Annotated in this window: 18 protein-coding genes, 2 tRNA genes and 3 rRNA genes; 2 read left to right on the top strand and 21 right to left on the bottom strand. The window is 42.0% G+C overall.

Annotation, left to right across the window (positions count from 1 at the left end; translation table 11 throughout):
- Positions 1-12: 12 nt before the first annotated feature.
- From fabD to LPB220_RS02430, 6 genes are all read right to left on the bottom strand, one after another.
- Positions 13-933, bottom strand: a complete 921-nt coding sequence (fabD, locus tag LPB220_RS02455) for an ACP S-malonyltransferase (RefSeq protein ID WP_118228674.1) — start codon at positions 931-933, stop codon at positions 13-15.
- Positions 934-955: 22 nt separating this feature from the next.
- Complete coding sequence (gene fabK, locus LPB220_RS02450) at positions 956-1,921, bottom strand: enoyl-[acyl-carrier-protein] reductase FabK (protein WP_118228673.1); 966 nt, start codon at positions 1,919-1,921, stop codon at positions 956-958.
- A gap of 114 nt (positions 1,922-2,035) precedes the next feature.
- On the bottom strand, positions 2,036-2,260 hold the full coding sequence (locus tag LPB220_RS02445) for an acyl carrier protein (protein WP_003003892.1): 225 nt from the start codon (positions 2,258-2,260) through the stop codon (positions 2,036-2,038).
- A gap of 54 nt (positions 2,261-2,314) precedes the next feature.
- The gene (locus LPB220_RS02440; RefSeq protein WP_150905385.1) at positions 2,315-3,292 is read right to left on the bottom strand and encodes a beta-ketoacyl-ACP synthase III; all 978 of its coding nucleotides are present in this window, start codon (positions 3,290-3,292) and stop codon (positions 2,315-2,317) included.
- The gene (locus LPB220_RS02435) at positions 3,292-3,726 is read right to left on the bottom strand and encodes a MarR family winged helix-turn-helix transcriptional regulator (RefSeq protein ID WP_003003993.1); all 435 of its coding nucleotides are present in this window, start codon (positions 3,724-3,726) and stop codon (positions 3,292-3,294) included. Before LPB220_RS02435 ends, LPB220_RS02440 begins: the two co-directional genes overlap by 1 nt.
- Before the next feature lie 96 nt (positions 3,727-3,822).
- Positions 3,823-4,614 carry an enoyl-CoA hydratase gene (locus LPB220_RS02430; RefSeq protein ID WP_191904617.1) on the bottom strand — a complete coding sequence of 264 codons (792 nt, stop codon included), beginning with the start codon at positions 4,612-4,614 and terminating at the stop codon, positions 3,823-3,825.
- 240 nt (positions 4,615-4,854) lie between these two features.
- On the opposite strand from LPB220_RS02430, the gene LPB220_RS02425 reads away from it, so the two are divergent.
- Positions 4,855-6,210 (top strand): aspartate kinase, encoded by a 1,356-nt coding sequence (locus tag LPB220_RS02425; RefSeq protein WP_003010473.1) that lies wholly within the window; start codon positions 4,855-4,857, stop codon positions 6,208-6,210.
- A 94-nt stretch (positions 6,211-6,304) separates the two neighbouring features.
- Here the strand turns inward: LPB220_RS02425 and LPB220_RS02420 are convergent.
- From LPB220_RS02420 to LPB220_RS02370, 10 genes are all read right to left on the bottom strand, one after another.
- A tRNA-Asn gene (locus LPB220_RS02420) sits at positions 6,305-6,378 on the bottom strand.
- A gap of 5 nt (positions 6,379-6,383) precedes the next feature.
- Positions 6,384-6,499: ribosomal RNA gene (rrf, locus tag LPB220_RS02415) — 5S ribosomal RNA — on the bottom strand.
- A 79-nt stretch (positions 6,500-6,578) separates the two neighbouring features.
- Positions 6,579-9,478: ribosomal RNA gene (locus tag LPB220_RS02410) — 23S ribosomal RNA — on the bottom strand.
- Between the two features lie 124 nt (positions 9,479-9,602).
- Positions 9,603-9,675: transfer RNA gene (locus LPB220_RS02405), tRNA-Ala, on the bottom strand.
- Positions 9,676-9,728: 53 nt separating this feature from the next.
- A 16S ribosomal RNA gene (locus LPB220_RS02400) occupies positions 9,729-11,276 on the bottom strand.
- Together the 16S, 23S and 5S rRNA genes with 2 tRNA genes alongside form the textbook arrangement of a ribosomal RNA operon.
- A gap of 250 nt (positions 11,277-11,526) precedes the next feature.
- Positions 11,527-12,453, bottom strand: coding sequence for an ATP-binding cassette domain-containing protein (locus tag LPB220_RS02390; RefSeq protein ID WP_003010296.1), 927 nt, complete (start codon positions 12,451-12,453; stop codon positions 11,527-11,529).
- Positions 12,454-12,463: 10 nt separating this feature from the next.
- Positions 12,464-13,531: an ABC transporter ATP-binding protein gene (locus tag LPB220_RS02385; RefSeq protein WP_150905381.1), complete on the bottom strand. Its 1,068-nt coding sequence runs from the start codon at positions 13,529-13,531 to the stop codon at positions 12,464-12,466.
- An 11-nt stretch (positions 13,532-13,542) separates the two neighbouring features.
- Positions 13,543-14,469 carry an oligopeptide ABC transporter permease OppC gene (gene oppC / locus LPB220_RS02380; RefSeq protein ID WP_003010290.1) on the bottom strand — a complete coding sequence of 309 codons (927 nt, stop codon included), beginning with the start codon at positions 14,467-14,469 and terminating at the stop codon, positions 13,543-13,545.
- On the bottom strand, positions 14,469-15,968 hold the full coding sequence (locus LPB220_RS02375; RefSeq protein WP_150905379.1) for an ABC transporter permease: 1,500 nt from the start codon (positions 15,966-15,968) through the stop codon (positions 14,469-14,471). The genes oppC and LPB220_RS02375 overlap by 1 nt, the downstream gene beginning before the upstream one ends.
- 73 nt (positions 15,969-16,041) lie before the next feature.
- Positions 16,042-18,027, bottom strand: a complete 1,986-nt coding sequence (locus LPB220_RS02370) for a peptide ABC transporter substrate-binding protein (protein WP_150905377.1) — start codon at positions 18,025-18,027, stop codon at positions 16,042-16,044.
- A 205-nt stretch (positions 18,028-18,232) separates the two neighbouring features.
- On the opposite strand from LPB220_RS02370, the gene LPB220_RS02365 reads away from it, so the two are divergent.
- Entirely contained in the window at positions 18,233-19,474 is a 1,242-nt protein-coding gene (locus tag LPB220_RS02365; RefSeq protein ID WP_150905375.1) for a serine hydrolase, read from the top strand.
- A gap of 56 nt (positions 19,475-19,530) precedes the next feature.
- Here the strand turns inward: LPB220_RS02365 and sufB are convergent, their stop codons facing one another.
- From sufB to sufC, 5 genes are all read right to left on the bottom strand, one after another.
- Positions 19,531-20,943 carry a Fe-S cluster assembly protein SufB gene (gene sufB, locus LPB220_RS02360; RefSeq protein ID WP_150905374.1) on the bottom strand — a complete coding sequence of 471 codons (1,413 nt, stop codon included), beginning with the start codon at positions 20,941-20,943 and terminating at the stop codon, positions 19,531-19,533.
- A gap of 32 nt (positions 20,944-20,975) precedes the next feature.
- On the bottom strand, positions 20,976-21,410 hold the full coding sequence (sufU, locus tag LPB220_RS02355; protein WP_003010276.1) for a Fe-S cluster assembly sulfur transfer protein SufU: 435 nt from the start codon (positions 21,408-21,410) through the stop codon (positions 20,976-20,978).
- Positions 21,397-22,623, bottom strand: coding sequence for a cysteine desulfurase (locus LPB220_RS02350; RefSeq protein WP_150905372.1), 1,227 nt, complete (start codon positions 22,621-22,623; stop codon positions 21,397-21,399). Before LPB220_RS02350 ends, sufU begins: the two co-directional genes overlap by 14 nt.
- A 9-nt stretch (positions 22,624-22,632) precedes the next feature.
- The gene (gene sufD, locus LPB220_RS02345) at positions 22,633-23,895 is read right to left on the bottom strand and encodes a Fe-S cluster assembly protein SufD (RefSeq protein ID WP_024056229.1); all 1,263 of its coding nucleotides are present in this window, start codon (positions 23,893-23,895) and stop codon (positions 22,633-22,635) included.
- 66 nt (positions 23,896-23,961) lie between these two features.
- The gene (gene sufC / locus LPB220_RS02340; RefSeq protein ID WP_003004238.1) at positions 23,962-24,732 is read right to left on the bottom strand and encodes a Fe-S cluster assembly ATPase SufC; all 771 of its coding nucleotides are present in this window, start codon (positions 24,730-24,732) and stop codon (positions 23,962-23,964) included.
- Positions 24,733-24,807 lie beyond the last annotated feature (75 nt).

Here is a 24,807-nt window from a genome sequence, read left to right as displayed (position 1 = left end):
CTTTACCTCGTTTTAAGCATTCAGAAGTGCATCTAGACTAGCCTGATCTTCGACGTTATGAGTTGGAAGAGTTTTATCAATTTTCTTCAAGAATCCTGACAAGACTTTTCCAGGTCCGATCTCGATGACCTCATCTACACCAAAGTCTTGAATCGTAGCAATTGAATCATAGAAACGAACCGGTTCTTTTACTTGACGGGCCAAAAGTGCTTTCACATCTTCTGACTTCATGATAGTCGCTTCTGTATTCCCAACTAAAGGAAGATCAAAATCATTAAATGATACTTTTTCTAGTTCAGCCGCCAATTTTTGACTAGCAGATTCCAGTAAGGCTGTGTGGAATGGACCTGACACATTCAAAGGGATCAAGCGTTTGGCACCTGCTTCCTTCAATAGTTCCACAGCATAGTCCACAGCCGCAACCTCACCACCAATCACAATTTGTGCTGGCGTATTGTAGTTAGCTGGTGTTACTACACCCTTTTCGGATGCTTGTTGACAAATCTCTTCGATCAAACTTGGATCTGTATTCATAACAGCAACCATTTTCCCACTTCCAGCAGGAGCTGCCGTTTCCATGAATTCACCACGTTTCGCAACCAAAGCTACTGCATCTTCAAACGAAAGAGCTCCAGCCGCAACTAAGGCAGAATATTCCCCCAAAGAGAGGCCGGCAACAATATCAGGAGTGATACCATTTTCTGCTAAGAGACGATAAATGGCTACTGACGTTGTCAAAATAGCTGGTTGAGTATAGCGTGTCTGATTCAGTTTTTCTTCGTTAGAATCAATCAATTCACGCAAATCATAACCTAGAATACGACTAGCCGTATCAAATGTCTCTTTAACAACGGGATAAGCCGCATACAAATCGCTCGCCATGCCCAATTTCTGAGCCCCTTGACCAGCAAATAAGAACGCACGTTTTGTCACTATCCTAATCCTTTCGACGTTTTTAGACGTTTACATCTGCCCAACGAGCAGCCTCTTTTTGAATTACCTTGGCTGCACCATAATAGATATCTTCTAGAATTTCAGCACAGGTTTCTTCCTTGCTCACAAGACCAGCAATTTGACCTGCCATTACAGATCCATTGTCAACATCTCCATCAACAACGGCATTGCGAAGAGCACCTGCCCCTAATTCTTCAATTTCTTCTTGAGTCTTCTTACCTGCCAAGAAATCTTTTTCAGCTTGGTTATAGGCAGAAGCCAATTTATTCTTGATCGCACGAACAGGGTGTCCAACAACTGATGCTGAAACTACCGTATCAATATCTTTCGCTTTCAAGATTTTATTCTTAAAGTTTTGGTGAGCATTAGATTCTTTAGCAACCACGAAACGAGTTCCCACCTGAACAGCTTCGGCACCTAACATAAAGACAGCTGCAGCACCGGCACCATCAGCGACACCTCCAGCACCAATTACTGGAATAGAAACAGCTTCAACCACTTGACGAACCAAGGTCATGGTCGTCAATTTACCAATGTGACCTCCAGCTTCCATCCCTTCTGCAATCACCGCATCGGCACCCAATTTTTCCATCCGTTTTGCAAGGGCAACAGATGGAACAACAGGAATGACAGTGATCCCTGCTTCATGGAAACGATCCATGTATTTCCCAGGATTTCCAGCACCAGTTGTAACAACCTTTACACCTTCTTCAATCACCAGGTCAACAATGTCATCCGCGAATGGGGACAAAAGCATGATATTTACACCAAAAGGTTTATCTGTAATAGACTTCACTTTATCAATGTTAGCCTTTACAACTTCTTTTGGAGCGTTCCCGCCACCAATGATTCCAAGACCACCGGAGTTTGATACTGCTCCAGCCAAATCACCATCAGCGACCCATGCCATCCCACCTTGGAAGATTGGATATTTAATATTCAATAGTTCAGTAATTCGTGTTTGCATTATACCTACCTCTTTTTTCGCTTAAGTAATAGTTTGAGTTTAAAAGATTGTTTCTTTGAGCCTCAAACTATTACCTAAACAAGAGAGAATATCTTTCGATACTCTCATCTATCATTATTTTGTTTTTTCTTCTACGTAAGCGACAAGGTCACCAACTGTAGACAATCCTTCTTCAGTTTCGATTTGGATGTCAAAAGCATCTTCAATTTCAGAGATAACTTGGAACAAATCCAATGAATCTGCTTCTAAATCTTCGAATGTAGACTCAAGAGTTACTTCTGATGGTTCTTTACCAAGTTCTTCAACGATAATTTCTTGTACTTTTTCAAATACTGCCATGATAGGCCTCCTTAAAAAATAATATATAAATTTTTAAAATGTGTTTCCACATGTTTAACTAAATTGAACAAGAAGTGTGCCCCATGTCAAACCTCCACCGAATCCTGTTAGAAGAATTTTTTGACTTCCATCCATCTTGATTCGATGATTCTCGACACACTCCGATAATAGAATGGGGATACTAGCAGCACTAGTGTTCCCATATTCCATCATATTTGCTGGGATTTTCTCTCTAGAGACACCCAGCTTCTTTGACATCTTATCTAACATTCGGTCATTCGCCTGGTGTAACAGAAAATAGTCAATCTCTTCTGCTTCCATAGAGGCGTCTGCTATCATTTTTTGAATACTTTTCGTGACATCACGAATGGCAAAATCAAAAACTGCCCGTCCATCCATCGTCAGATATCTTCGATCAGAAACTTCCTCTGAATATGGGGAAGAGAGACCCAAATAGCAAGACTCAAGACTAGTACCTCGGCTACCATCCGTAAAAAGATTTTCAGCCAAAAACGATTTTTGGTCACTTGCTTCAAGCAAGACACCACCAGCTCCATCTCCAAAAAGGACTGAAGTGGAACGGTCTGACCAGTCTAATACTTTTGAAAGCGTCTCACTACCGATCACAATTCCTCGCCGGTACATACCTGAAGAAATGTATTTTTCAGCAGTGGCTAATGCAAATACAAATCCGCTACATGCTGCAGTCAGATCAAATGCAAAAGCTCGAGAAGCTCCAATATTAGCTTGTACTCGGGCTGCAGTTGATGGCATTAAGCTGTCTGGAGTAATCGTAGCAACAACGATGAAATCAATTTCCTCAGCATCTAAGTTTGCTTTTGCTAATAATCTTTGTGCAACAATTGTTGCTAGATCACTTGTCGTCTCATCTTTTGAAATGTGACGCCGAAGGATACCTGTCCGACTACTGATCCATTCATCACTTGTATCCATGATCTCAGCCAAATCATCATTTGATACGACTTGGTCAGGTGCATAATGAGCAACTTGACTAATTTTAGCAAAGACCATTATTTAATTTCCTCCAAGAAACGATACAGATTTTGCAATCCTTTTTGCATCACTTTCTTCTCTTCGGGACTCATATCTCCAATAATCTGGTTGACCATCCGTTTATGGAATTGCTGATGAAGACGATAAAGTAGACGACCGTTCTTCGTTAAACTCAAGTGTACAACCCGGCGATCAACTTCCGATCTTCTTCTTTCGATATACCCTTTGCGCTCAAGATTATTCAAACTTGTCGTGACAGTCCCCAAAGTCACCATCAACTCCCGTGAAATATCACTCGGGGTTGCATTCGGTGTCGAACCAATCACATCGATCGTATGCATTTCTTTAATAGAAACATCTTTGAATCGACTTGCTCTTAGGCTCGACTCCTCAATAACCAAAACATTATTAAAGATGGATGTTAAATAGTCGTTAACTAATTGGTAATTCAAAACTCCACCTCCTAATTTTACTTTGATAGTCAAATTTTATCAAAAATGAAAATAATTTGCAAGCTTTTTTTCACAAAACATGGAAAAGATACAAATTTATTTTCCTTTAAATTGTGGCCGACGTTTTTCAGAGTAGGCAATAACCCCCTCTTTAAAATCTTCTGTAAATGCTAGTTTCTTTTGCAAATTTAATTCAAGATTCGCATATTGGTCCCATTCTTTCAAGAAGGCTTCCCAAACCATTTCTTTCATAGCAGCATAAGAATTTGAAGATCCTCTTCTTAATTTTTTAAGCAATTGATCAACCGTTTTCTCAAGTTTTTCAGATTCACAAACGCGGTAAGCTAGGCCATACTCCAATGCTTTTTCTGCAGTCAAAGCTTCACCTGTCATTACTAAATGAGTAGCCCGAGACATACCAATAGCTTTTCCTAATAAGAATAACCCACCCGCATCCGGTGCTAAACCAACCCCAACAAAGGCTTGGATAAATTTAGTACGATCACTAATAATACAAAAATCAACAGCTACTGCAATGTTAGCAGCTGCTCCAGCAACCGCTCCATCTGCCACCATAATAACCGGTTTTGGCAATTGCTTGATTTTCTTTGAAATCGTATTAACTAATTCGGCAATTAAAACAAGAGACTCGATGTCATCCGCATCGACTGCGCGTTTCATTTCGCTCAAATCTCCACCAACTGAAAAGATTTTCCCTTCTGCTGATAGAATAATGAATTTTACTTCCTCATTTTTTTCTGCATCTTCCAGGGCAGCTAAAATTTCCTGACACATTGGAATGTTAAAACCATTGGATACTTCAGGACGATTTAAAGAGATTGTCGCGAGGTCGTTTTCGACAGAATACAAAATTGTTTCAAACATCACAGACTCCTTTTGTTTAAATATAAAATATTTTGATATTAAAACTTTTGAATTATAACATATCATACCACAAAAAAGTAAAATAGTAAAATATATCTATAAGATGTAACAAAATTGTAAAATTTGAATAATTACAATTTCTCTCCTCTACAGAATCAATTATTTTATGCCCTATCTGTAAATACATTGTATCAATAACTGAACTTTGGTATAATGTATTAATGAAACTATTAAGGAGAAAATATGAAAGTAACTAAATTCGGTGGAAGTTCTCTAGCATCAGCTTCTCAATTAAAAAAAGTACTTGATATCATTAAAGATGATCCAGAAAGAAGATTTGTAGTTGTATCAGCTCCAGGCAAACGCAACGCTGAAGATACAAAAGTAACAGACGCTCTGATCCGGTATTATAAAGAATTTACTTCAGATAAGGATGTCACACAAACACAACAGTGGATTATTGAACGTTATCGTGCCATTACAGAGGAATTGGGTCTCAAAGATTCTATTATTCAGGAAATTGCTGAAGATATCTATGATTTAACAAATTTACCTAAAAAAGGGAATCCATTTACATACGATGCATTCCTAGCAGCAGGTGAAAATAACAATGCTAAACTCATTGCTGCCTATTTCAATCAAAATGGATTAGAAGCAAGATATATCCATCCAAAAGAAGCAGGAATTACGGTCACTGCAGAACCTTCCAACGCTCGTATTTTACCATCTAGTTACGATAAAATTGAAGAACTAAAAGATTCAAGTGAAGTGATTGTCATTCCAGGTTTCTTTGGTGTTACTCAAGATGGCGACATTTGTACATTTTCTCGTGGTGGATCTGACATTACAGGATCGATCATTGCAGCAGGTGTAAAAGCAGACTTATACGAAAACTTTACAGACGTAAATGGTATCTTTGCAGCACATCCAGGTATTATTAAACACCCACATTCTATTCCCGAATTAACCTACAAAGAAATGCGTGAATTAGCCTATGCTGGTTTTTCAGTCTTGCATGATGAAGCACTCGTTCCAGCATACAGAGGTAAAATTCCATTAGTTATTAAAAATACAAATAATCCAGACCACCCTGGAACCCGCATTGTTTTGGAACATTCAAATGATCATGTGACTGTTGTAGGAATTGCAGGTGATTCAGGATTCGTTAGTATTAACACTACAAAATACCTTATGAACCGTGAAGTCGGTTTTGGTCGAAAAGTCCTTCAAATTTTAGAAGATCTCAATATCAGTTGGGAACATATGCCAACAGGAATCGATGACTTGTCCATCATTTTGCGTTCTCGTGAACTGACTCCAATCAAAGAACAAGAAATTTTAAAACAATTAACGCAAAAGCTCGAAGTTGACACAGCCGAAATTGAACATGATCTTTCCATCATTATGATTGTTGGTGAGAAAATGAAGAGTCAAGTGGGGGTTACTGCCACTGCAGCCAAAGCACTATCAGAGAATGAAGTGAATATTCAAATGATCTCGCAAGGTTCTAGTGAAGTTTCCATCATGTTTGTTGTAAGTAAAGATCAAGAAGAAAAAGCAATTAAAGCCTTATATCAAGCATTTTTCCCAAATAACTAAATAGAGAAAAGCTCCGTTAACTAAACGGAGCTTTAATTAACATTAAAATGAAAAGTAAAAAAGAGATCAATTACTTGATCTCTTTTATTCTATACTCCGCCAGTAGGACTCGAACCTACGACATCATGATTAACAGTCATGCGCTACTACCAACTGAGCTATGGCGGAATCAAGCTAAGCGACTACCTTATCTCACAGGGGGCAACCCCCAACTACTTCCGGCGTTCTAGGGCTTAACTGCTGTGTTCGGCATGGGTACAGGTGTATCTCCTAGGCTATCGTCACTTAACTCTGAATGATTAAACATTCAAAATTGAACATCTATATTCTAACAAGTTAACCTTACATTGTCAATATCTTCTGACTCTTTGGATAAGTCCTCGAGCTATTAGTATTAGTCCGCTCCATTGCTCACACAACTTCCACTTCTAACCTATCTACCTGATCATCTCTCAGGGCTCTTACTGATATAAAATCATGGGAAATCTCATCTTGAGGTGGGTTTCACACTTAGATGCTTTCAGCGTTTATCCCTTCCCTACATAGCTACCCAGCGATGCCTCTGGCGAGACAACTGGTACACCAGCGGTAAGTCCACTCTGGTCCTCTCGTACTAGGAGCAGATCCTCTCAAATTTCCTACGCCCGCGACGGATAGGGACCGAACTGTCTCACGACGTTCTGAACCCAGCTCGCGTGCCGCTTTAATGGGCGAACAGCCCAACCCTTGGGACCGACTACAGCCCCAGGATGCGACGAGCCGACATCGAGGTGCCAAACCTCCCCGTCGATGTGAACTCTTGGGGGAGATAAGCCTGTTATCCCCAGGGTAGCTTTTATCCGTTGAGCGATGGCCCTTCCATACGGAACCACCGGATCACTAAGCCCGACTTTCGTCCCTGCTCGAGTTGTAGCTCTCGCAGTCAAGCTCCCTTATACCTTTACACTCTGCGAATGATTTCCAACCATTCTGAGGGAACCTTTGGGCGCCTCCGTTACCTTTTAGGAGGCGACCGCCCCAGTCAAACTGCCCGTCAGACACTGTCTCCGTAGATGATGAACCTACCGGGTTAGAGTGGCCATAACACAAGGGTAGTATCCCAACAACGCCTCCATCGAAACTGGCGTCCCGATCTCAATGGCTCCTACCTATCCTGTACATGTGGCACAGACACTCAATATCAAACTGCAGTAAAGCTCCATGGGGTCTTTCCGTCCTGTCGCGGGTAACCTGCATCTTCACAGGTACTAAAATTTCACCGAGTCTCTCGTTGAGACAGTGCCCAAATCATTACGCCTTTCGTGCGGGTCGGAACTTACCCGACAAGGAATTTCGCTACCTTAGGACCGTTATAGTTACGGCCGCCGTTTACTGGGGCTTCAATTCATACCTTCGCTTACGCTAAGCACTCCTCTTAACCTTCCAGCACCGGGCAGGCGTCACCCCCTATACATCATCTTACGATTTAGCAGAGAGCTGTGTTTTTGATAAACAGTTGCTTGGGCCTATTCACTGCGGCTGACTTAAAGCCAGCACCCCTTCTCCCGAAGTTACGGGGTCATTTTGCCGAGTTCCTTAACGAGAGTTCTCTCGCTCACCTGAGGCTACTCGCCTCGACTACCTGTGTCGGTTTGCGGTACGGGTAGAGTATGATTAACGCTAGAAGCTTTTCTTGGCAGTGTGACGTCACTAACTTCGCTACTAAACTTCGCTCCCCATCACAGCTCAATGTTACAGAATTAAGCATTTAACTCAATTCACACCTCACTGCTTAGACGTGCACTTCCAGTCGCACGCTTTAGTTAGCCTACTGCGTCCCTCCTTCACTACATACTCTAGTACAGGAATATCAACCTGTTGTCCATCGGATACACCTTTCGGTCTCTCCTTAGGTCCCGACTAACCCAGGGCGGACGAGCCTTCCCCTGGAAACCTTAGTCTTACGGTGGACAGGATTCTCACCTGTCTTTCGCTACTCATACCGGCATTCTCACTTCTATGCGTTCCAGCGCTCCTCACGGTACACCTTCTCCACACATAGAACGCTCTCCTACCATACCTATAAAGGTATCCACAGCTTCGGTAAATTGTTTTAGCCCCGGTACATTTTCGGCGCAGGGTCACTCGACTAGTGAGCTATTACGCACTCTTTGAATGAATAGCTGCTTCTAAGCTAACATCCTAGTTGTCTGTGCAACCCCACATCCTTTTCCACTTAACAATTATTTTGGGACCTTAGCTGGTGGTCTGGGCTGTTTCCCTTTCGACTACGGATCTTAGCACTCGCAGTCTGACTGCCGACCATAATTCATTGGCATTCGGAGTTTATCTGAGATTGGTAATCCGGGATGGACCCCTCACCCAAACAGTGCTCTACCTCCAAGAATCTTAATGTCGACGCTAGCCCTAAAGCTATTTCGGAGAGAACCAGCTATCTCCAAGTTCGTTTGGAATTTCTCCGCTACCCACAAGTCATCCAAGCACTTTTCAACGTGCCCTGGTTCGGTCCTCCAGTGAGTTTTACCTCACCTTCAACCTGCTCATGGGTAGGTCACATGGTTTCGGGTCTACGACATAATACTAATCCGCCCTATTCAGACTCGGTTTCCCTACGGCTCCGTCTCTTCAACTTAACCTCGCATCATATCGTAACTCGCCGGTTCATTCTACAAAAGGCACGCTCTCACCCATTAACGGGCTCGAACTTGTTGTAGGCACACGGTTTCAGGTTCTATTTCACTCCCCTCCCGGGGTGCTTTTCACCTTTCCCTCACGGTACTGGTTCACTATCGGTCACTAGAGAGTATTTAGGGTTGGGAGATGGTCCTCCCAGATTCCGACGGGATTTCTCGTGTCCCACCGTACTCAGGATACTGCTAGGTATAAAGACTATTTCGAATACGAGGCTCTTACTCTCTTTGGCTGACCTTCCCATGTCATTCTTCTATAATCTTTAAGTCCACATTGCAGTCCTACAACCCCGAGGAGTAAACTCCTCGGTTTGCCCTCCTGCCGTTTCGCTCGCCGCTACTCAGGCAATCGCTTTTGCTTTCTCTTCCTGCAGCTACTTAGATGTTTCAGTTCACTGCGTCTTCCTCTACCTATCCTTAACAGATAGGAGTACTAGCCATCAGCTAGTGGGTTCCCCCATTCGGACATCTCTGGATCGTCGCTTACTTACAGCTCCCCAAAGCATTTCGTCGTTTGTCACGTCCTTCTTCGGCTTCTAGTGCCAAGGCATCCACCGTGCGCCCTTATTAACTTAACCTTATTTTTGGTCTTGCGACCTAAACTCTTTAAATATTTACAGCGTTTCGGTTTATTTTCTTGTTACTATTTGATATAGATATTCAATTTTCAATGTTCAATCTTAACACTCCTTAAAGTGTTAATGGAGCCTAGCGGGATCGAACCGCTGACCTCCTGCGTGCAAAGCAGGCGCTCTCCCAGCTGAGCTAAGGCCCCACAAGACCTCTCAAAACTAAACAAGACCAACGTACAGGTTTCCTTTTCCTTAGAAAGGAGGTGATCCAGCCGCACCTTCCGATACGGCTACCTTGTTACGACTTCACCCCAATCATCTATCCCACCTTAGGCGGCTGGCTCCAAATGGTTACCTCACCGACTTCGGGTGTTACAAACTCTCGTGGTGTGACGGGCGGTGTGTACAAGGCCCGGGAACGTATTCACCGCGGCGTGCTGATCCGCGATTACTAGCGATTCCGACTTCATGTAGGCGAGTTGCAGCCTACAATCCGAACTGAGACTGGCTTTAAGAGATTAGCTTGTCGTCACCGACTCGCGACTCGTTGTACCAGCCATTGTAGCACGTGTGTAGCCCAGGTCATAAGGGGCATGATGATTTGACGTCATCCCCACCTTCCTCCGGTTTATTACCGGCAGTCTCGCTAGAGTGCCCAACTAAATGATGGCAACTAACAATAGGGGTTGCGCTCGTTGCGGGACTTAACCCAACATCTCACGACACGAGCTGACGACAACCATGCACCACCTGTCACCTCTGTCCCGAAGGAAAACTCTATCTCTAGAGCGGTCAGAGGGATGTCAAGACCTGGTAAGGTTCTTCGCGTTGCTTCGAATTAAACCACATGCTCCACCGCTTGTGCGGGCCCCCGTCAATTCCTTTGAGTTTCAACCTTGCGGTCGTACTCCCCAGGCGGAGTGCTTAATGCGTTAGCTGCGGCACTGAGTCCTGGAAAGGACCCAACACCTAGCACTCATCGTTTACGGCGTGGACTACCAGGGTATCTAATCCTGTTTGCTCCCCACGCTTTCGAGCCTCAGCGTCAGTTACAGACCAGAGAGCCGCTTTCGCCACCGGTGTTCCTCCATATATCTACGCATTTCACCGCTACACATGGAATTCCACTCTCCCCTTCTGCACTCAAGTTAAACAGTTTCCAAAGCGTACTATGGTTAAGCCACAGCCTTTAACTTCAGACTTATCTAACCGCCTGCGCTCGCTTTACGCCCAATAAATCCGGATAACGCTCGGGACCTACGTATTACCGCGGCTGCTGGCACGTAGTTAGCCGTCCCTTTCTGGTAAGTTACCGTCACAGTGTGAACTTTCCACTCTCACACTCGTTCTTCTCTTACAACAGAGCTTTACGATCCGAAAACCTTCTTCACTCACGCGGCGTTGCTCGGTCAGGGTTGCCCCCATTGCCGAAGATTCCCTACTGCTGCCTCCCGTAGGAGTCTGGGCCGTGTCTCAGTCCCAGTGTGGCCGATCACCCTCTCAGGTCGGCTATGTATCGTCGCCTTGGTGAGCCGTTACCTCACCAACTAGCTAATACAACGCAGGTCCATCTCTTAGTGATGCAATTGCACCTTTCAAATCAATATCATGCGATATCGACTTTTATGCGGTATTAGCTATCGTTTCCAATAGTTATCCCCCGCTAAGAGGCAGGTTACCTACGCGTTACTCACCCGTTCGCAACTCATCCGCTCGGTGCAAGCACCAAGCTTCAGCGTTCTACTTGCATGTATTAGGCACGCCGCCAGCGTTCATCCTGAGCCAGGATCAAACTCTCATTAAAATAATTGTTTGTCTTAAACTCATTCTGTCACTGACAGATTTATTGTTTTTTTATTGTTCAGTTACTATAACCTTAGTTATAGCGCCCTGCACATTGGTTCGTCTTGTTCAGTTTTCAAAGGTCTTTGTCGCTCTCGCGCGACAACTATATTAGTATATCATAACCTTACCTTACTGTCAATACTTTTTTCCAAAAAATTTTATTTTTTTGAAAGTTTTTTTGAATAAAGAAAATAGAGAGGGAATCCTCTCTATTTATATTCTTGTCTGTATTTGTTTTCTTCAGCTTTGTTAGCCCATACATAATGACCTGGTTTAATTTCAACCATTTGTGGTTTATCTTCAGAGTAATCATGTTGTTCTGGATCGTAGATTTTTAGAACTTTTTTACGTTCTAGAATTGGATCTGGAATTGGGACCGCTGAAAGTAGGGATTGGGTGTATGGATGGATTGGATGGTTAAATAGCTCTTCAGTTTCTGCCACTTCTACAATAACCCCTTTATAGATAACTGCAATACGGTCAGAAATGAAGCGTACAACTGACAAGTCATGGGCGATAAAGAGGTAGGTCAAGCCTAATTCTCTTTGGAATTTTTTCAAAAGGTTCAAAACTTGCGCACGTACTGAAACGTCAAGGGCTGAGATTGGTTCATCCGCAATGACAAATTCTGGTTCCATGACAAGTGCACGGGCAATACCGATCCGTTGACGTTGACCACCTGAGAATTCGTGAGGGTAACGTGTCAAATGTTCTGCAAGAAGTCCAACTTCATGCATAATATTTTTCACTTTTTCCTGACGTTCTTCTTCACTGTTAAACAAATGGTGGTTGATCAAACCTTCAGAGATAATATAATCAACTGTTGCACGTTCATTCAAACTTGCTGCTGGGTCTTGGAAGATCATTTGAATTTTACGGATCAACTCTGATTTTTCACTATGAGAGTTTTTTCCGTTGATCTTGCGACCGTCATAAATAATTTCTCCAGCACTTGTATCATTCAGACCGATGATCGCACGTCCAATTGTTGTCTTCCCACTTCCAGATTCACCAACAAGCGAGAAAGTTTCTCCCTTATTAATGAAGAAGTTGGCGTTCTTTACAGCAACGAATTTTTTACTTCCTTCACCGAAGGAAATTTCTAAATCTTTAATTTCAACTAATTTTTCAGTCATTTCCTTCCTCCTATTCTGTAATGTGAGTGAAGCCCATTTTTGAGCCAATCTTTTCGTGAAGGTTTTCGATTACTTCTGGTTTATGAACTGTTGGTGCATCTGGATGGAGCAACCAAGTCTTAGCCCAGTGAGTATCGGTCACTTTGAAAGCAGGTGCCTCTTCTTCAAAATCAATCTGCATTGCATAGTCTGAACGAAGTGCAAAGGCATCTCCTTTGATTGGAGCATACAATGATGGCGGAGTCCCTGGAATAGAGTAAAGATCACCATCTGAGGTTGACAATTGAGGCAAGCTTGAAAGCAAGCTCCATGTGTATGGATGTTTTGGATCATAGAAAATTTCTTCTACTTTACCAAACTCAACAATTTCTCCAGCATACATAACGGCTACTTTATCTGCAATACTTGCAACCACACCTAAGTCGTGGGTGATAAAGATAACTGTAAATTGGTATTCTTTTTGAAGGGATTTCAACAAATCAATGATTTGCGCTTGAATGGTTACATCAAGGGCTGTTGTTGGTTCGTCACAGATTAAGATATCTGGACGGCAGGCTAAGGCGATGGCAATAACGATCCGTTGACGCATCCCACCTGAATATTGGAATGGATACTCATCAAAACGACGTTCAGCATCTGGAATTCCAACTTTCTCCATATAGTCCAAAGCCATTTCTTTGGCTTCTTTAGCTGTTTTCCCTTGGTGTTTGATAATGACTTCTGTAATTTGTGATCCAATTGTGTTGATTGGGTCCAAACTTGTCATTGGGTCTTGGAAAATTGTAGCGATCTTAGATCCACGAATATTTTCCCAATCTTTATTCGATTTTAAATCTGTCAATTCTTGACCACGGTATTTAATCGAACCTTTGGCAATACGGCCGTTATCTTCTAACATTCCAGTGAACGTTTTTGTCAAAACTGATTTCCCTGAACCTGACTCACCAACTAAGGCAAGAACTTCACCTTCTACTAGCTCAAGCGATACGCCACGAATAGCTGTCAGCACGCGATCGCGCACGTCAAATTCCACTACGATATCTTGAGCAGATAAAATAATATTGTTATTTGATGTCATATCTACTCCTCCTATCTATGTGTACGTGGGTCGCTGGCATCGGCCAAGTTTTGTCCGACGATAAAGAATGACAAGGATACTAAAATCAAAACAGTAAGCGGAATCCAGAATAGGTAGGCATTTGTAGTTACGTTTTGAGAATAGTCAGAAATCAAGCGTCCCAAACTTGGAACTGTGATTGGAAGACCAAGTCCGAAGAAGGAAAGGAAAGCTTCGTAAGAAATAAAGCTTGGAAGCAACTGTGATGTTTGCGTCACGATAACAGATACCAATTGAGGCAAAATATTTTTCGTAACAATTTTCAACGTTGGTGTTCCTAATGTTCGGCTGGCAAGGTTGTACTCCAAATCACGGTAACGCATAATTTGGACACGAATGGTATAAGCAATTCCGATCCATCCTGTTAAGGACATGGCAAGAATCAAGTTCCAGAAACCAGATCCCATTGAGTAAGTCAAGACGATAACGATCAACATAAATGGAATGTTTGAAATAACGTTATAAACTTCCATCATGATACGGTCGATAGATTTTGAGATCCCCCAAATTCCACCAACGATGACTCCGACAACCACGTTAATAACAGTGGCGATGAAAGAAATGATAATTGAATTCCGAGCACCAAACCAAACTCCATCAAAGAGGGATTTACCGTTATTATCTGTACCAAAGAAAGCTTTGGCACTTGGTGGATTCAAACGTGCTGAAAAGTCATTTACCTTACTTACGTCGTTGTAATCAAAATTTGAAAACATAGGATAGACAAAGCTCATCAAGAGAATCCCAATCAAAATAGCAAGCATAATGATAGTGGTTCTTTTTTTCAAGAATTGTCTAAATACAGATTTCCAGTATGAATACGCTGGAGCATCGATTACTTCAGAGGCAAAGTCATCGCGTTTTACAAACTGAAATTTATTTTTATCGATTGTAGCCATTATTTGCCTCCTTTCGTATTCGTTAATTTAATCCGTGGGTCAAGTACTGTCATCAAGATATCACCTAACATGGCAGCAAAGATACCAAGCGATGTGAAAATGAAGACAAGTCCGATGACCATGGTGTTGTTTGATGCTTTAATAGAGTCAATCAACATTTTACCCATACCTGGGAAAGCGAAGACTGTTTCAGTCAGCGTCGCACCTGAGATAACTCCGATAATAGATGTCGGAATACCCGATACCAATGGAACCATCGCATTTTTGAAGATGTGTTTTCTTGAGATCTCACGTTCTGACAATCCTTTTGAACGAGCAAAACGGACGAAATCTTGCGAGTGGATATCGATCATGTAACGACGAATCCAAACTGCGATAAATGGTGCACTCAACAAACCAAGAATCAGAGATGGCAATACATATGAACGCCAATCCTGTGCTCCAAGAACTGGGAATGAGTCTGGAAGCCCAAAGAAAGAACCTGCTAGACGCACAATGTAAACAAGGGCAATAGTTGGAAGAGACATCATAAATGTCAAAACAGCTGTCGAGATGCTATCAAACCATGAGTTCTTGAACAGAGCCATGTAAGATCCTAATGGGATCGCAATCAAGTAAGCAATCGCAATACCAATCAAACCAATGATTGAAGAAGATGCAATCATGGATGGATTCTCATAATTGCTCAAAGTTGCTGTATAAGCATCCCCTTTACCAAATCGACTGATATCTTGTGAATCTGCCTTACTTGGTGATTTGTAGGTACGTGAGTAGATATCGATGGAAGATGTCTTTTTACCTGTTGGGAAGTTCACTTCACTCTTCTTGGTTGTTCCTTGTCCTTGGGTAATTACTTGAAGAACTGGGGTATTAGAATAAGTTGGATATGAATTTCCAAGGTTTAAGGTTACAAAGTTTTGGTGTACATATGGGAATTGACCATTAAAGTACAAGAGGTATTTGTGTTTCGTACCAGAACCTACAACTGACCAACCAATAGATGGATCATTTTCAATACGGATATAGCGTTTGAGATTTGGGTTTGAGGCATCTTTCACCCAACCTGGATGATCAAATTGAATCAAATTCGCATAGAAGCTGATGACACGTTCAAAAACCGGAATTTCACGCACCGCATAAAAAGACTTACTTTCTGGGAAACGTTTCAACTGCCAACCATGACCTAATTTGTTAATGTATGCCTTATAGATCTTTTCATTAGCAGTCGTCGCATCAACTGTTACAGAAGAATCTTCTTTACTTGCTTTTTGTTGCAAGCTCTTTGAATCCATGTATTCCAAATAACCCATGCGATCGTAGACAGTATTTTCGTAGTTGATCTTCGAATCTTTTGTCTTCGCTACTTTATTGTAGTTGGGGTCATTTTTAAAGATGAGATTTCTCGGTGTTAGCGTATAGATAATCATGTAGGTTAATGTCGTGACGAGAAAGATCGACACTAACGAACGCAAAATACGCATAAAAACATATTTTTTCATATTTCATTCCTTTAATGTCCAAAAGAACTTTCTCCCCTAGAAGAGAAAGTTCTAATGAAAAGCAATAATTTAATTATTTAACGTGTTTTTCAAGATCTTGTTGAGCTTTTTTGTTTGACTCAGCTTTTTCTTTTTGCCATTTTTCACGTGCTTGTTCGTATTGTTTCTTAGTAACAGGTTCATCCTGAACTTCAACATATTTGAAGTATGCTGATCCTTTGTTACCTGTTTGAGATGATGGGCCAGAGAATGGTACCACTTTGGAAACAACAGTTGCTGCACCTGTACTTGACATTGTAGGAATTACCAAGGCACTATCACTCAACCAAGCTTGAGCAGCTGCGTATTTTTCATAACGTTTAGCTACATCAAGTGATTCGCTATTAGCGTCTGCAAGAAGTTTTGCATACTCATCCAAGCCAACTGCTTTGGCTGAAGCATTATCTACACCACCTGCAAAACCAAGGTAGACTTTTGTTTGGTCTTCTGATGATGGTTGAAGAGTATCAAGGTAAGTTGATGGATCATCATAGTCTGGGTTCCATCCAACCAATCCTTGAAGATCCCAATCTGCATCTGCAGCTGATGGAACATTCAATGTGATGTTCAACACTTCGTCTGAGTCCATCATTTGAAGGTCAAGAACGACATTGTCTTTACCAAGAGTATCTTCCACTGTTTGTTTCAATGATTGCATCCGTGAAACAAAGTTTGTAGAGTTTTGTGCTACTGGTACGTCAATATGAATTGGGAATTGAACGCCATCTTTTTGAAGTTCAGCTTTTGCTTTTTCAAGTTGTGCTTTTGCTTTGTCTTTGTTATAAAGACCATCTTGACCATCTGCTAGGTTGACACCTTTCCATTGATCACCATATGTGCTCAATTTATCTGCAACCACATCTCCAAAGTCTTTTCCATTTACTTGCACAAAGGCTGGAGCTGTGTAGGTATTACGGATAGCTGGTTTAGCAAATGCTTTACTATTTACTTGCGCTGAGTAGTTTTCACGGTTCAAGGCAAAAGTGATAGCTTGACGGAAATCTTTGTTCAAGATTGCTTTCTTAGTCGCAGTCTTTTCAGCATCTGATTTCTTAGCAGTGTGTTTGTATGATTGACGGTCAATGTTGAAACCAAGAACCGCTACCCCTGAACCAGCCGGTGTATTATAGATGTTGTCTTTGTATTTTTTAGATACAGTTGCAAAGTTTGAACTTGCCGGGAAAAGACGAGCAGCTGTATAAGCACCATCAGAGAAACCACGCGCCAATGAATCTTGGTCTGATCCATCATAATAAGTGAGTTTCACTTCTTTAAGGTGAACATTTTTCTTATCCCAGTAGTTGTCATTCTTTTCAAATACAACAGATGATTTTGAAGTGATTGATTTAAGAAGGAAAGGTCCGTTTGCAAGGATTGATTTCACATCGTTTGGTTGACCAAAATCATCTCCCTTACTCTTCAAGAACTCTGTGCTAATTGGGAACAAGATTCCGTTTGTTGTTTTAGAGTTCCAGAAGGTTTCAGGTTTATTCAATGTATATTGAAGTGTGTAATCGTCAACAGCTTTGACACCAACTTGGCTAAAGTCTGTAGTTTTTCCTTGTACATAATCATCCAAGCCTTTGACAGAACCTTGAACAAGTGAAAGGGTTTCAGATTTTTTATCAGCAGCGTGTTTCAAACCAGTTACGAAGTCTTTGGCAGTCACTTCACCATGTTCTTCACCATCTGCATCGTACCATTTAACACCCTTACGAATCTTGTAGGTATAAGTCAAACCATCTTTTGAAACAGACCAATCTTCTGCAAGTGATGGCACAAGATTTCCATACTTGTCATTTGCCATCAAACCATCTACGACATTTGTAGTGATATCATGTGTAGCAGCTTTAGAAGATACAGTGTAGTCCAAAGTTTGAGGATCATCTGTGTAGACATAACCATAGTTTTTGTCTTCACCTGAGCTTGCTTTACTAGTATTTGAACCAGAACATGCAGCCAACAATCCAGCTGCAAGGAGTGTTACTCCGGCAACTGCGAATACTTTACCTTTTTTCATAGGAATTCTCCAATAGTTTTTTTAGATTTGTTTAAGATTATATCACAAGTAGAAAAAAAAGTAAACTAAATTTTCTGAATATTTGCTTCAACCCCATCCAAAAACCTTGTTATGATTGACTTTTTAGCCTAATTGATGATTTTACGATTTTCCATTGATCATTTGTATGATACAATAGAGAGGACTAAGCAACGAGGAAACAACTGTGAAAAAATTCTTTCTTTCTTTTTTAACCTTCATGCTGCTGTTATGCAGTTTACCTTATCAAGTCGTTCTAGCAGATGATCTGGATCTTCCTGCTCAAAGCGCTATTGCTGTTGAAGCTGATACAGGTAAAATCTTATATGAAAAGGATTCAGAGAAAAAGCGAGATGTGGGGGGACTATCTACACTCTTGACCACTTATCTGATTTTCGAAGCCATTCATGAAAAAAAACTTTCTCTAAAAGATCCTATCAAATTGTCTGAGAAAGCTCTGGCCTTAAATGATATCGAAGGTGCTGGTACTCTTCCTATGGAAGCGAACCAATATACAGTTGAACAGTTATTGACTGCTCTTTTAGTTGGAAATTCTAGCACTGCTGCCTTGGCCTTAGCTGAGAAAGTGGGGGGCTCCGAAAAAAGCTTCGTTGAAAAAATGAAGCAAAAACTTGCTGAATGGGGCATTCAATCTCCTCATTTAATTAATGCTACCGGATTAAATACTCAAACCATCAGCGGAGATCCTGACGGGAAAGGAGACGAAAATCAATTGAGTGCTTATGATATTGCTGTCATTGCCAAGCACTTACTCCAGGATTTTCCTGAAGTGACCAAATATACTTCAAAACCCACTGCTCTTTTTTCAAACACGCAGATTGAAAACCCCAACCTGATGCTAGAAGGCATGCCGAATTATCGTTCTGGAGTTGATGGCCTACGGGTCAGCAACTCTACCAAAGGTGGCATCACCTTTGCTGCATCGACGACGCAAAATGGCATCCATATGATCACGGTTGTCCTAGGAGTGGAGGCAGTTGACGGTGATCCATATGCACGCTTTGTGGCTACTTCTTCTCTGATGAACTACGTGGTACGGACCTTTGTTTCTTCCATTGTCGTCAAAGAAGGAGATCCCTACGGAAAAAGTAAGGCAACTATCATGGATGGGAAGTCAGAGACTGTTTTAGCTGTTGCAAAAAAAGACTTCTATATCGTTGAAAAGCAAGGCAGTCAAGCAGAACCAAAAATTCAATTCAAGAGTGACCAAGAATCATTCCGAGCACCTGTCAAATCAGGCACAAATCTTGGAAAATTACACTACACTGATCCAGATAAAATCGGACGTGGCTACTTAGAAGATCAAGAACCAACAGTCGATATGGTAGCAGGAAGAACCATTGAGAAAAGCTTTTTCTTAAAGGTTTGGTGGAATGAATTTGTTCGTTATGTCAACGAAAAATTATAAGTAAAAAAATCACAATGGAGTCAAATCCATTGTGATTTTTGATTGATGAAAATGAATTATCCTACAGATCCTTCCATTTCGTAGCTAATGAGTCGGTTTAACTCAACGGCGTATTCCATTGGAAGTTCTTTTGTAAAGGGCTCTACAAATCCCATGACAATCATTTCTGTCGCTTCTGATTCAGACAAACCACGACTCATCAAATAATACAGTTGTTCTTCTGAAATTTTTGAAACCTTGGCCTCGTGCTCCAAAGCAACTTGTGAGTTGTGGATTTCATTAAATGGAATCGTGTCTGATGCAGATAAATCATCCATGATAATAGTGTCACACTCAATGTGAGAAACTGATTTCTTAGAGTTCTTGTTGAAAGTCACTTGTCCACGGTAGTCTACCTTTCCGCCACCCTTCGCGATGGATTTGGATACGATAGACGAGCTAGTGTGAGGGGCATTGTGGATCATCTTGGCACCTGTATCTTGGTGTTGACCTGCATTCGCAAAGGCAATGGACAACATGGTCCCACGCGCTCCTTCTCCATCTAGATAAACAGATGGGTACTTCATGGTTGTCTTCGCTCCTAAGTTCCCGTCGATCCACTCAACTGTAGCATCTTTTTGAGCTTTGGCCCGCTTGGTGACCAAGTTGTAGACATTGTCAGACCAGTTTTGGATGGTCGTGTAGCGCATATAAGCACCATCCAAGGCAAAGATCTCAACAATCGCTGCATGGAGGCTATTGCTTGAATAGGTCGGTGCTGTACAGCCTTCTACATAGTGAACACTTGCTCCCTCATCCACGATAATCAACGTGCGCTCAAACTGACCTGTATTTTCATTGTTGATACGGAAGTAAGTTTGAAGGGGAACGTCTACTTTTACGCCTTTTGGCACATAAATGAAGGTTCCACCAGACCAGACTGCTGAGTTTAGGGCAGCCAATTTGTTATCCGTTGGTGGCACTAACTTCGCAAAATACTGTTTGAATAGGTCTGGATATTCTTTTAGGGCAGAATCTGTATCGGTAAAGATAATCCCCAACTTTTCAAACCCTTCTTTCATATTGTGGTAAACCACTTCTGATTCATACTGAGCAGAAGCTCCCGCTAGGTAAGCACGTTCCGCTTCAGGAATCCCGATACGCTCAAAGGTTTCCTTGATTTTCTCTGGGACTTCGTCCCATGAACGGGCAGGTTTATCCGAAGGTTTTTGATAATAGATCAAATCATCAAAGTCAATTTCTGATAGATCGGCTCCCCAGGTTTGCATGGGCATCTTTTTGAAGGTTTCAAAAGATTTCAAACGGAATTCGAGCATCCATTCTGGTTCATTTTTTGCTGCAGACAATTCACGAATAACCGCTTCATTCAATCCCTTCCCGGTAGAGAGAATGGGTTGAACGTCATCGTGAAATCCAAATTTATATTCACCGAGATCAATTGGTTTCGGTTCGACTCTTTCTTCAGCCATAATTTCCTTTCTTTCTCTGTTTCTTCTTTTAATTATTTGCTACGTTCGATCGCTTTTTTGAGAGCATTCCAGGAGAGGGTTGCACATTTAATCCGTTGTGGGAATTTTGAGACTCCAGATAAGAAGGCTGCATCTCCCAACTCCTCTTGGCGAGGATCTGATTGGCCTTGGACCATTTCTGAAAAGACCTGTGCCAATTCTTCGACTTCCTCTTTTGTTTTTCCCATTACAGCATCCGTCATCATACTAGCTGAAGCCGTTGAGATCGTACAACCTGAATTCACAAAGGCAATATCTTCCACCCTGTCATTCTCATCAAATTTCACACTCAACTGGATCACATCTCCACAAGTTGGATTGTTGAGTTGGATCTGATCAACATCTTCAATCTGCCCTTGGTGATGGGGGTGTTTTGAATGGTCGGCTACGACCGCCATGTACAGCGAATCTAATTTAGAAAGTGCCATTGAAAAACTCCTTTGCTTTGATCAATGCCTCAATTAATTTATCACAGTCCGCTTTGGTGTTGTAGATATAAAAACTTGCTCTCGTTGTCGCTGGGACTTGTAGGTATTGAAGAAGCGGTTGTGCACAGTGGTGACCTGCACGAACGGCAATCCCTTCATAATCTAGTGCTGTTGCTAAGTCATGCGGATGGAGATCTCCTAGATTAAAGGAAATGACGCCAGAACGTTGGGCTAAGTCTTGGGAACCATAGATGGTCAAGCCTTCGATAGCCTGTAATTTTGGAAACACATAGGCAATCAGTTCTTGCTCATGCGCTTCTACCTGGTCCATACCCAGCTCTTCTAAGTAATCGATTGCTGCACCAAGACCAATTGCTCCCGCCATATTAGGTGTTCCAGCTTCAAATTTCCAAGGCAATTCCTTCCAAGAGGCAGATTGTTCGTAAACAAAGTCAATCATCTCGCCCCCATACTCGATTGGAGACATTTGCTCTAAGATTTCTTCCTTCCCATAGAGGACACCAATCCCTGTTGGTGCAGCCATCTTATGGCCAGAAAAAGCAAAGAAATCCGCATCTAAGTCTTGTACATCAATGGCCATATGAGGGGTTGATTGAGCCCCATCTACGACCATGATCGCTCCAACTTCATGGGCTAATCGAGCAATTTCCTTGATCGGATTGACCACCCCTAAGACATTCGAAGCATGGGTGATGGAGACAAATTTTGTCTTCTCACTAAGCTTGCTCTTTAAGTCCTGCATATCCAGTAAGCCATCTTTTAGATAGACATAGACCAGTTTTGCTCCTGTCTTCTTGCAGGCTTGCTGCCAAGGAATGATGTTGGAATGATGTTCCATGATGGAAATCAAGACTTCGTCCCCTTCATTTAGGACTTCTTCTGCATAGCGAGCTACCCAGTTGAGTCCAGTCGTTGTCCCTCTTGTAAAGAGCACCTCCTTGGTTGATGAAGCGTTGATAAATTTTCTGACTTTCTCACGCGCCGCCTCATAGGCTGCTGTCGCTCGTTCAGCCAAAGTATGAACTCCACGATGAACATTGGCGTTATCTTGCAAATAATAGTGATTAACTGCTTCAAGAACAGGTTTAGGTTTTTGCGTCGTTGCTGCATTATCTAGATAAACCAAAGGCTCATCGTGAACTAGTTGATCGAGAATGGGAAAATCTTGAGCAATCGTATTTTTATCTAGCATTGTTTCTCCTTAGCGTTGAGATAACTTTTCTTCGATGGTGGCAATCATTTCATCACGTACTTCTTTAACTGGAATTTCAACAATAACAGATCCCAAGAAACCACGCACCACTAAGCGTTCTGCTGTGTGTTGATCCAGACCACGACTCATGAGGTAATACATATCTTCTGGGTCCACTTGACCGATCGATGCAGCATGGCCTGCTGTGACGTCATTTTCATCAATCAAGAGGATTGGGTTGGCATCTGAACGTGCTTGATCCGATAACATCAAGACACGGCTTTCTTGCTGAGCATCTGCTCCTTTAGCCCCCTTGATAATATGACCAATTCCATTGAAGGTCAAGGTTCCTTTTTCAAGAATAACTCCGTGTTGCAAGATATTTCCGATCGAGTTGCAACCAAAGTTGGTCACGCGGGTGTCAATTCCTTGTACCTGACGACCGCTTGATAAGGCAACGACTTTCAAATCTGCATGACTACCGTTTCCAACCAAGTCACTGTCAAAGTCCGCAACCACATTTCCTTCATTCATAACACCGATAGCCCAATCAATGCTGGCATCCTGTCCTAGTTTTCCACGTCGACTGATGTAGGCTGTGACATTTTCACCCAGACGGTCAATCGCCGAAAATTTCACTTGGGCACCTGAGCGAGCGATCACCTCAACCGTCACATTCGCAGTTGCTGTTGCTGAGCCTTCACCTTTTGATTCTAGGCGTTCCAAATAGCTAAACTTGCTGTTTTTGCCTGCAATAATCAAAATGTGTTTATTAAAAGGTACATCACTATCACTATCCTGGTAGAAAACACCTTCGATTGGTTCTGAAATTTCGACGTTATCTGGAACATAAAGGACAGCCCCACTATTAAAATAAGCTGTGTGGTAAGCTGCTAGCTTGTCGTCATCGTATTTGACTGAAGACATGAAGTAGTCTTCCACCACCTTTGGAATTTCTTCTAGGGCAGTATGGAAATCTGTGAAAAGAACTCCTTGGTCTGCCAAGGCTTGTGGCACCTGTTCAAATACAGTTTGAGTTCCAACTTGGACCAATTTTAAGTTTGAATCGAGGGCTGTAAAATCGGGAACATTGGCAGAAGCCTCGCTTTCTGTGATCGTTCCATCGCCAAGATTCCAGCGGTGGAATTTGACGCGTTCAATCGCTGGTAATTCCAACTGATCAATCTTGTTAAAAGCTTTTTTTCGTAAATCCTGCAGCCAGCTTGGCTCAGCATGCAGTTCCGAAAAGAGGGTAATATTTTCAATACTCATTTTTTTCTCCTAATAAAGATACTATCTGTTTGATTTTTTGACAACATTAGATCACTTGTCATCAGGTTATAGTTCTTCTTTATAGTCGTAACCGAGTTCTTCTGCGAGTTGGGCATATCCTTCACGTTCCAAGCGTGCAGCCAATTCTGGTCCACCTGAAAGCACGACACGACCTTCCATCATCACATGAACGACGTCAGGAGTAATATAGTTCAACAAACGTTGGTAGTGGGTGATGATCATCGCTCCAAAACCTTCACCCCGCATTGCATTAACCCCTTTAGATACGACCTTAAGTGCATCGATATCCAAACCAGAGTCAATTTCGTCCAAAAGGGCAAATGTTGGCTCCAACATCAACAATTGAAGGATTTCATTGCGTTTTTTCTCACCACCTGAGAAGCCTTCGTTCAAATAGCGTTCTGCCATTTCTTCTTTCATGTTGAGCAGTTCCATCTTTTCATCCAATTTTTTGATGAAATCACGAATAGAGATCTTCTCGTCCTCTTCTTTACCAGCATTCATGGCTGCACGTAAAAATTCTGCATTGGTAATCCCTGGGATTTCTGAAGGGTATTGCATAGCAAGGAACAAGCCCATCCGTGCACGTTCGTCTACTTCCAATTCCAAGATGTTGACACCATCAAAGAGAATCTCACCTTTGGTTACTTCATAATTTGGGTTTCCCATAATGGCAGCTGACAGAGTAGATTTCCCTGTTCCGTTTGGTCCCATGATGGCTGCGATCTCACCAGTTTTTAGGGTCAGGTTTACACCTTTTAAAATTTCTTTGCCTTCAATTTCAACGTGAAGGTCTTTAATTTCTAATGTCGACATTGCATTCCCTTTCTTTTTACTTTGAAGTCTAGAAGGTTCTCAAAGCATCGATTCCTTCATCACAAAGTATTTTTT

Source organism: Streptococcus sp. LPB0220 (assembly GCF_008727815.1).
Classification (GTDB): domain Bacteria; phylum Bacillota; class Bacilli; order Lactobacillales; family Streptococcaceae; genus Streptococcus.
This window is presented reverse-complemented; position numbering and strand designations above follow the sequence as displayed.

Bases quoted from the DNA above. Each gene is read 5' to 3' on its own strand.
- sufB (WP_150905374.1), bottom strand. From the start codon at position 20,943: ATGGCTGAAGAAAGAGTCGAACCGAAACCAATTGATCTCGGTGAATAT.
- LPB220_RS02425 (WP_003010473.1), top strand. From the start codon at position 4,855: ATGAAAGTAACTAAATTCGGTGGAAGTTCTCTAGCATCAGCTTCTCAA.
- LPB220_RS02390 (WP_003010296.1), bottom strand. From the start codon at position 12,453: ATGACTGAAAAATTAGTTGAAATTAAAGATTTAGAAATTTCCTTCGGT.
- LPB220_RS02385 (WP_150905381.1), bottom strand. From the start codon at position 13,531: ATGACATCAAATAACAATATTATTTTATCTGCTCAAGATATCGTAGTG.
- oppC (WP_003010290.1), bottom strand. From the start codon at position 14,469: ATGGCTACAATCGATAAAAATAAATTTCAGTTTGTAAAACGCGATGAC.
- sufU (WP_003010276.1), bottom strand. From the start codon at position 21,410: ATGGCACTTTCTAAATTAGATTCGCTGTACATGGCGGTCGTAGCCGAC.
- LPB220_RS02375 (WP_150905379.1), bottom strand. From the start codon at position 15,968: ATGAAAAAATATGTTTTTATGCGTATTTTGCGTTCGTTAGTGTCGATC.
- sufC (WP_003004238.1), bottom strand. From the start codon at position 24,732: ATGTCGACATTAGAAATTAAAGACCTTCACGTTGAAATTGAAGGCAAA.
- LPB220_RS02440 (WP_150905385.1), bottom strand. From the start codon at position 3,292: ATGGTCTTTGCTAAAATTAGTCAAGTTGCTCATTATGCACCTGACCAA.
- LPB220_RS02350 (WP_150905372.1), bottom strand. From the start codon at position 22,623: ATGCTAGATAAAAATACGATTGCTCAAGATTTTCCCATTCTCGATCAA.
- LPB220_RS02445 (WP_003003892.1), bottom strand. From the start codon at position 2,260: ATGGCAGTATTTGAAAAAGTACAAGAAATTATCGTTGAAGAACTTGGT.
- fabK (WP_118228673.1), bottom strand. From the start codon at position 1,921: ATGCAAACACGAATTACTGAACTATTGAATATTAAATATCCAATCTTC.
- sufD (WP_024056229.1), bottom strand. From the start codon at position 23,895: ATGAGTATTGAAAATATTACCCTCTTTTCGGAACTGCATGCTGAGCCA.
- LPB220_RS02370 (WP_150905377.1), bottom strand. From the start codon at position 18,027: ATGAAAAAAGGTAAAGTATTCGCAGTTGCCGGAGTAACACTCCTTGCA.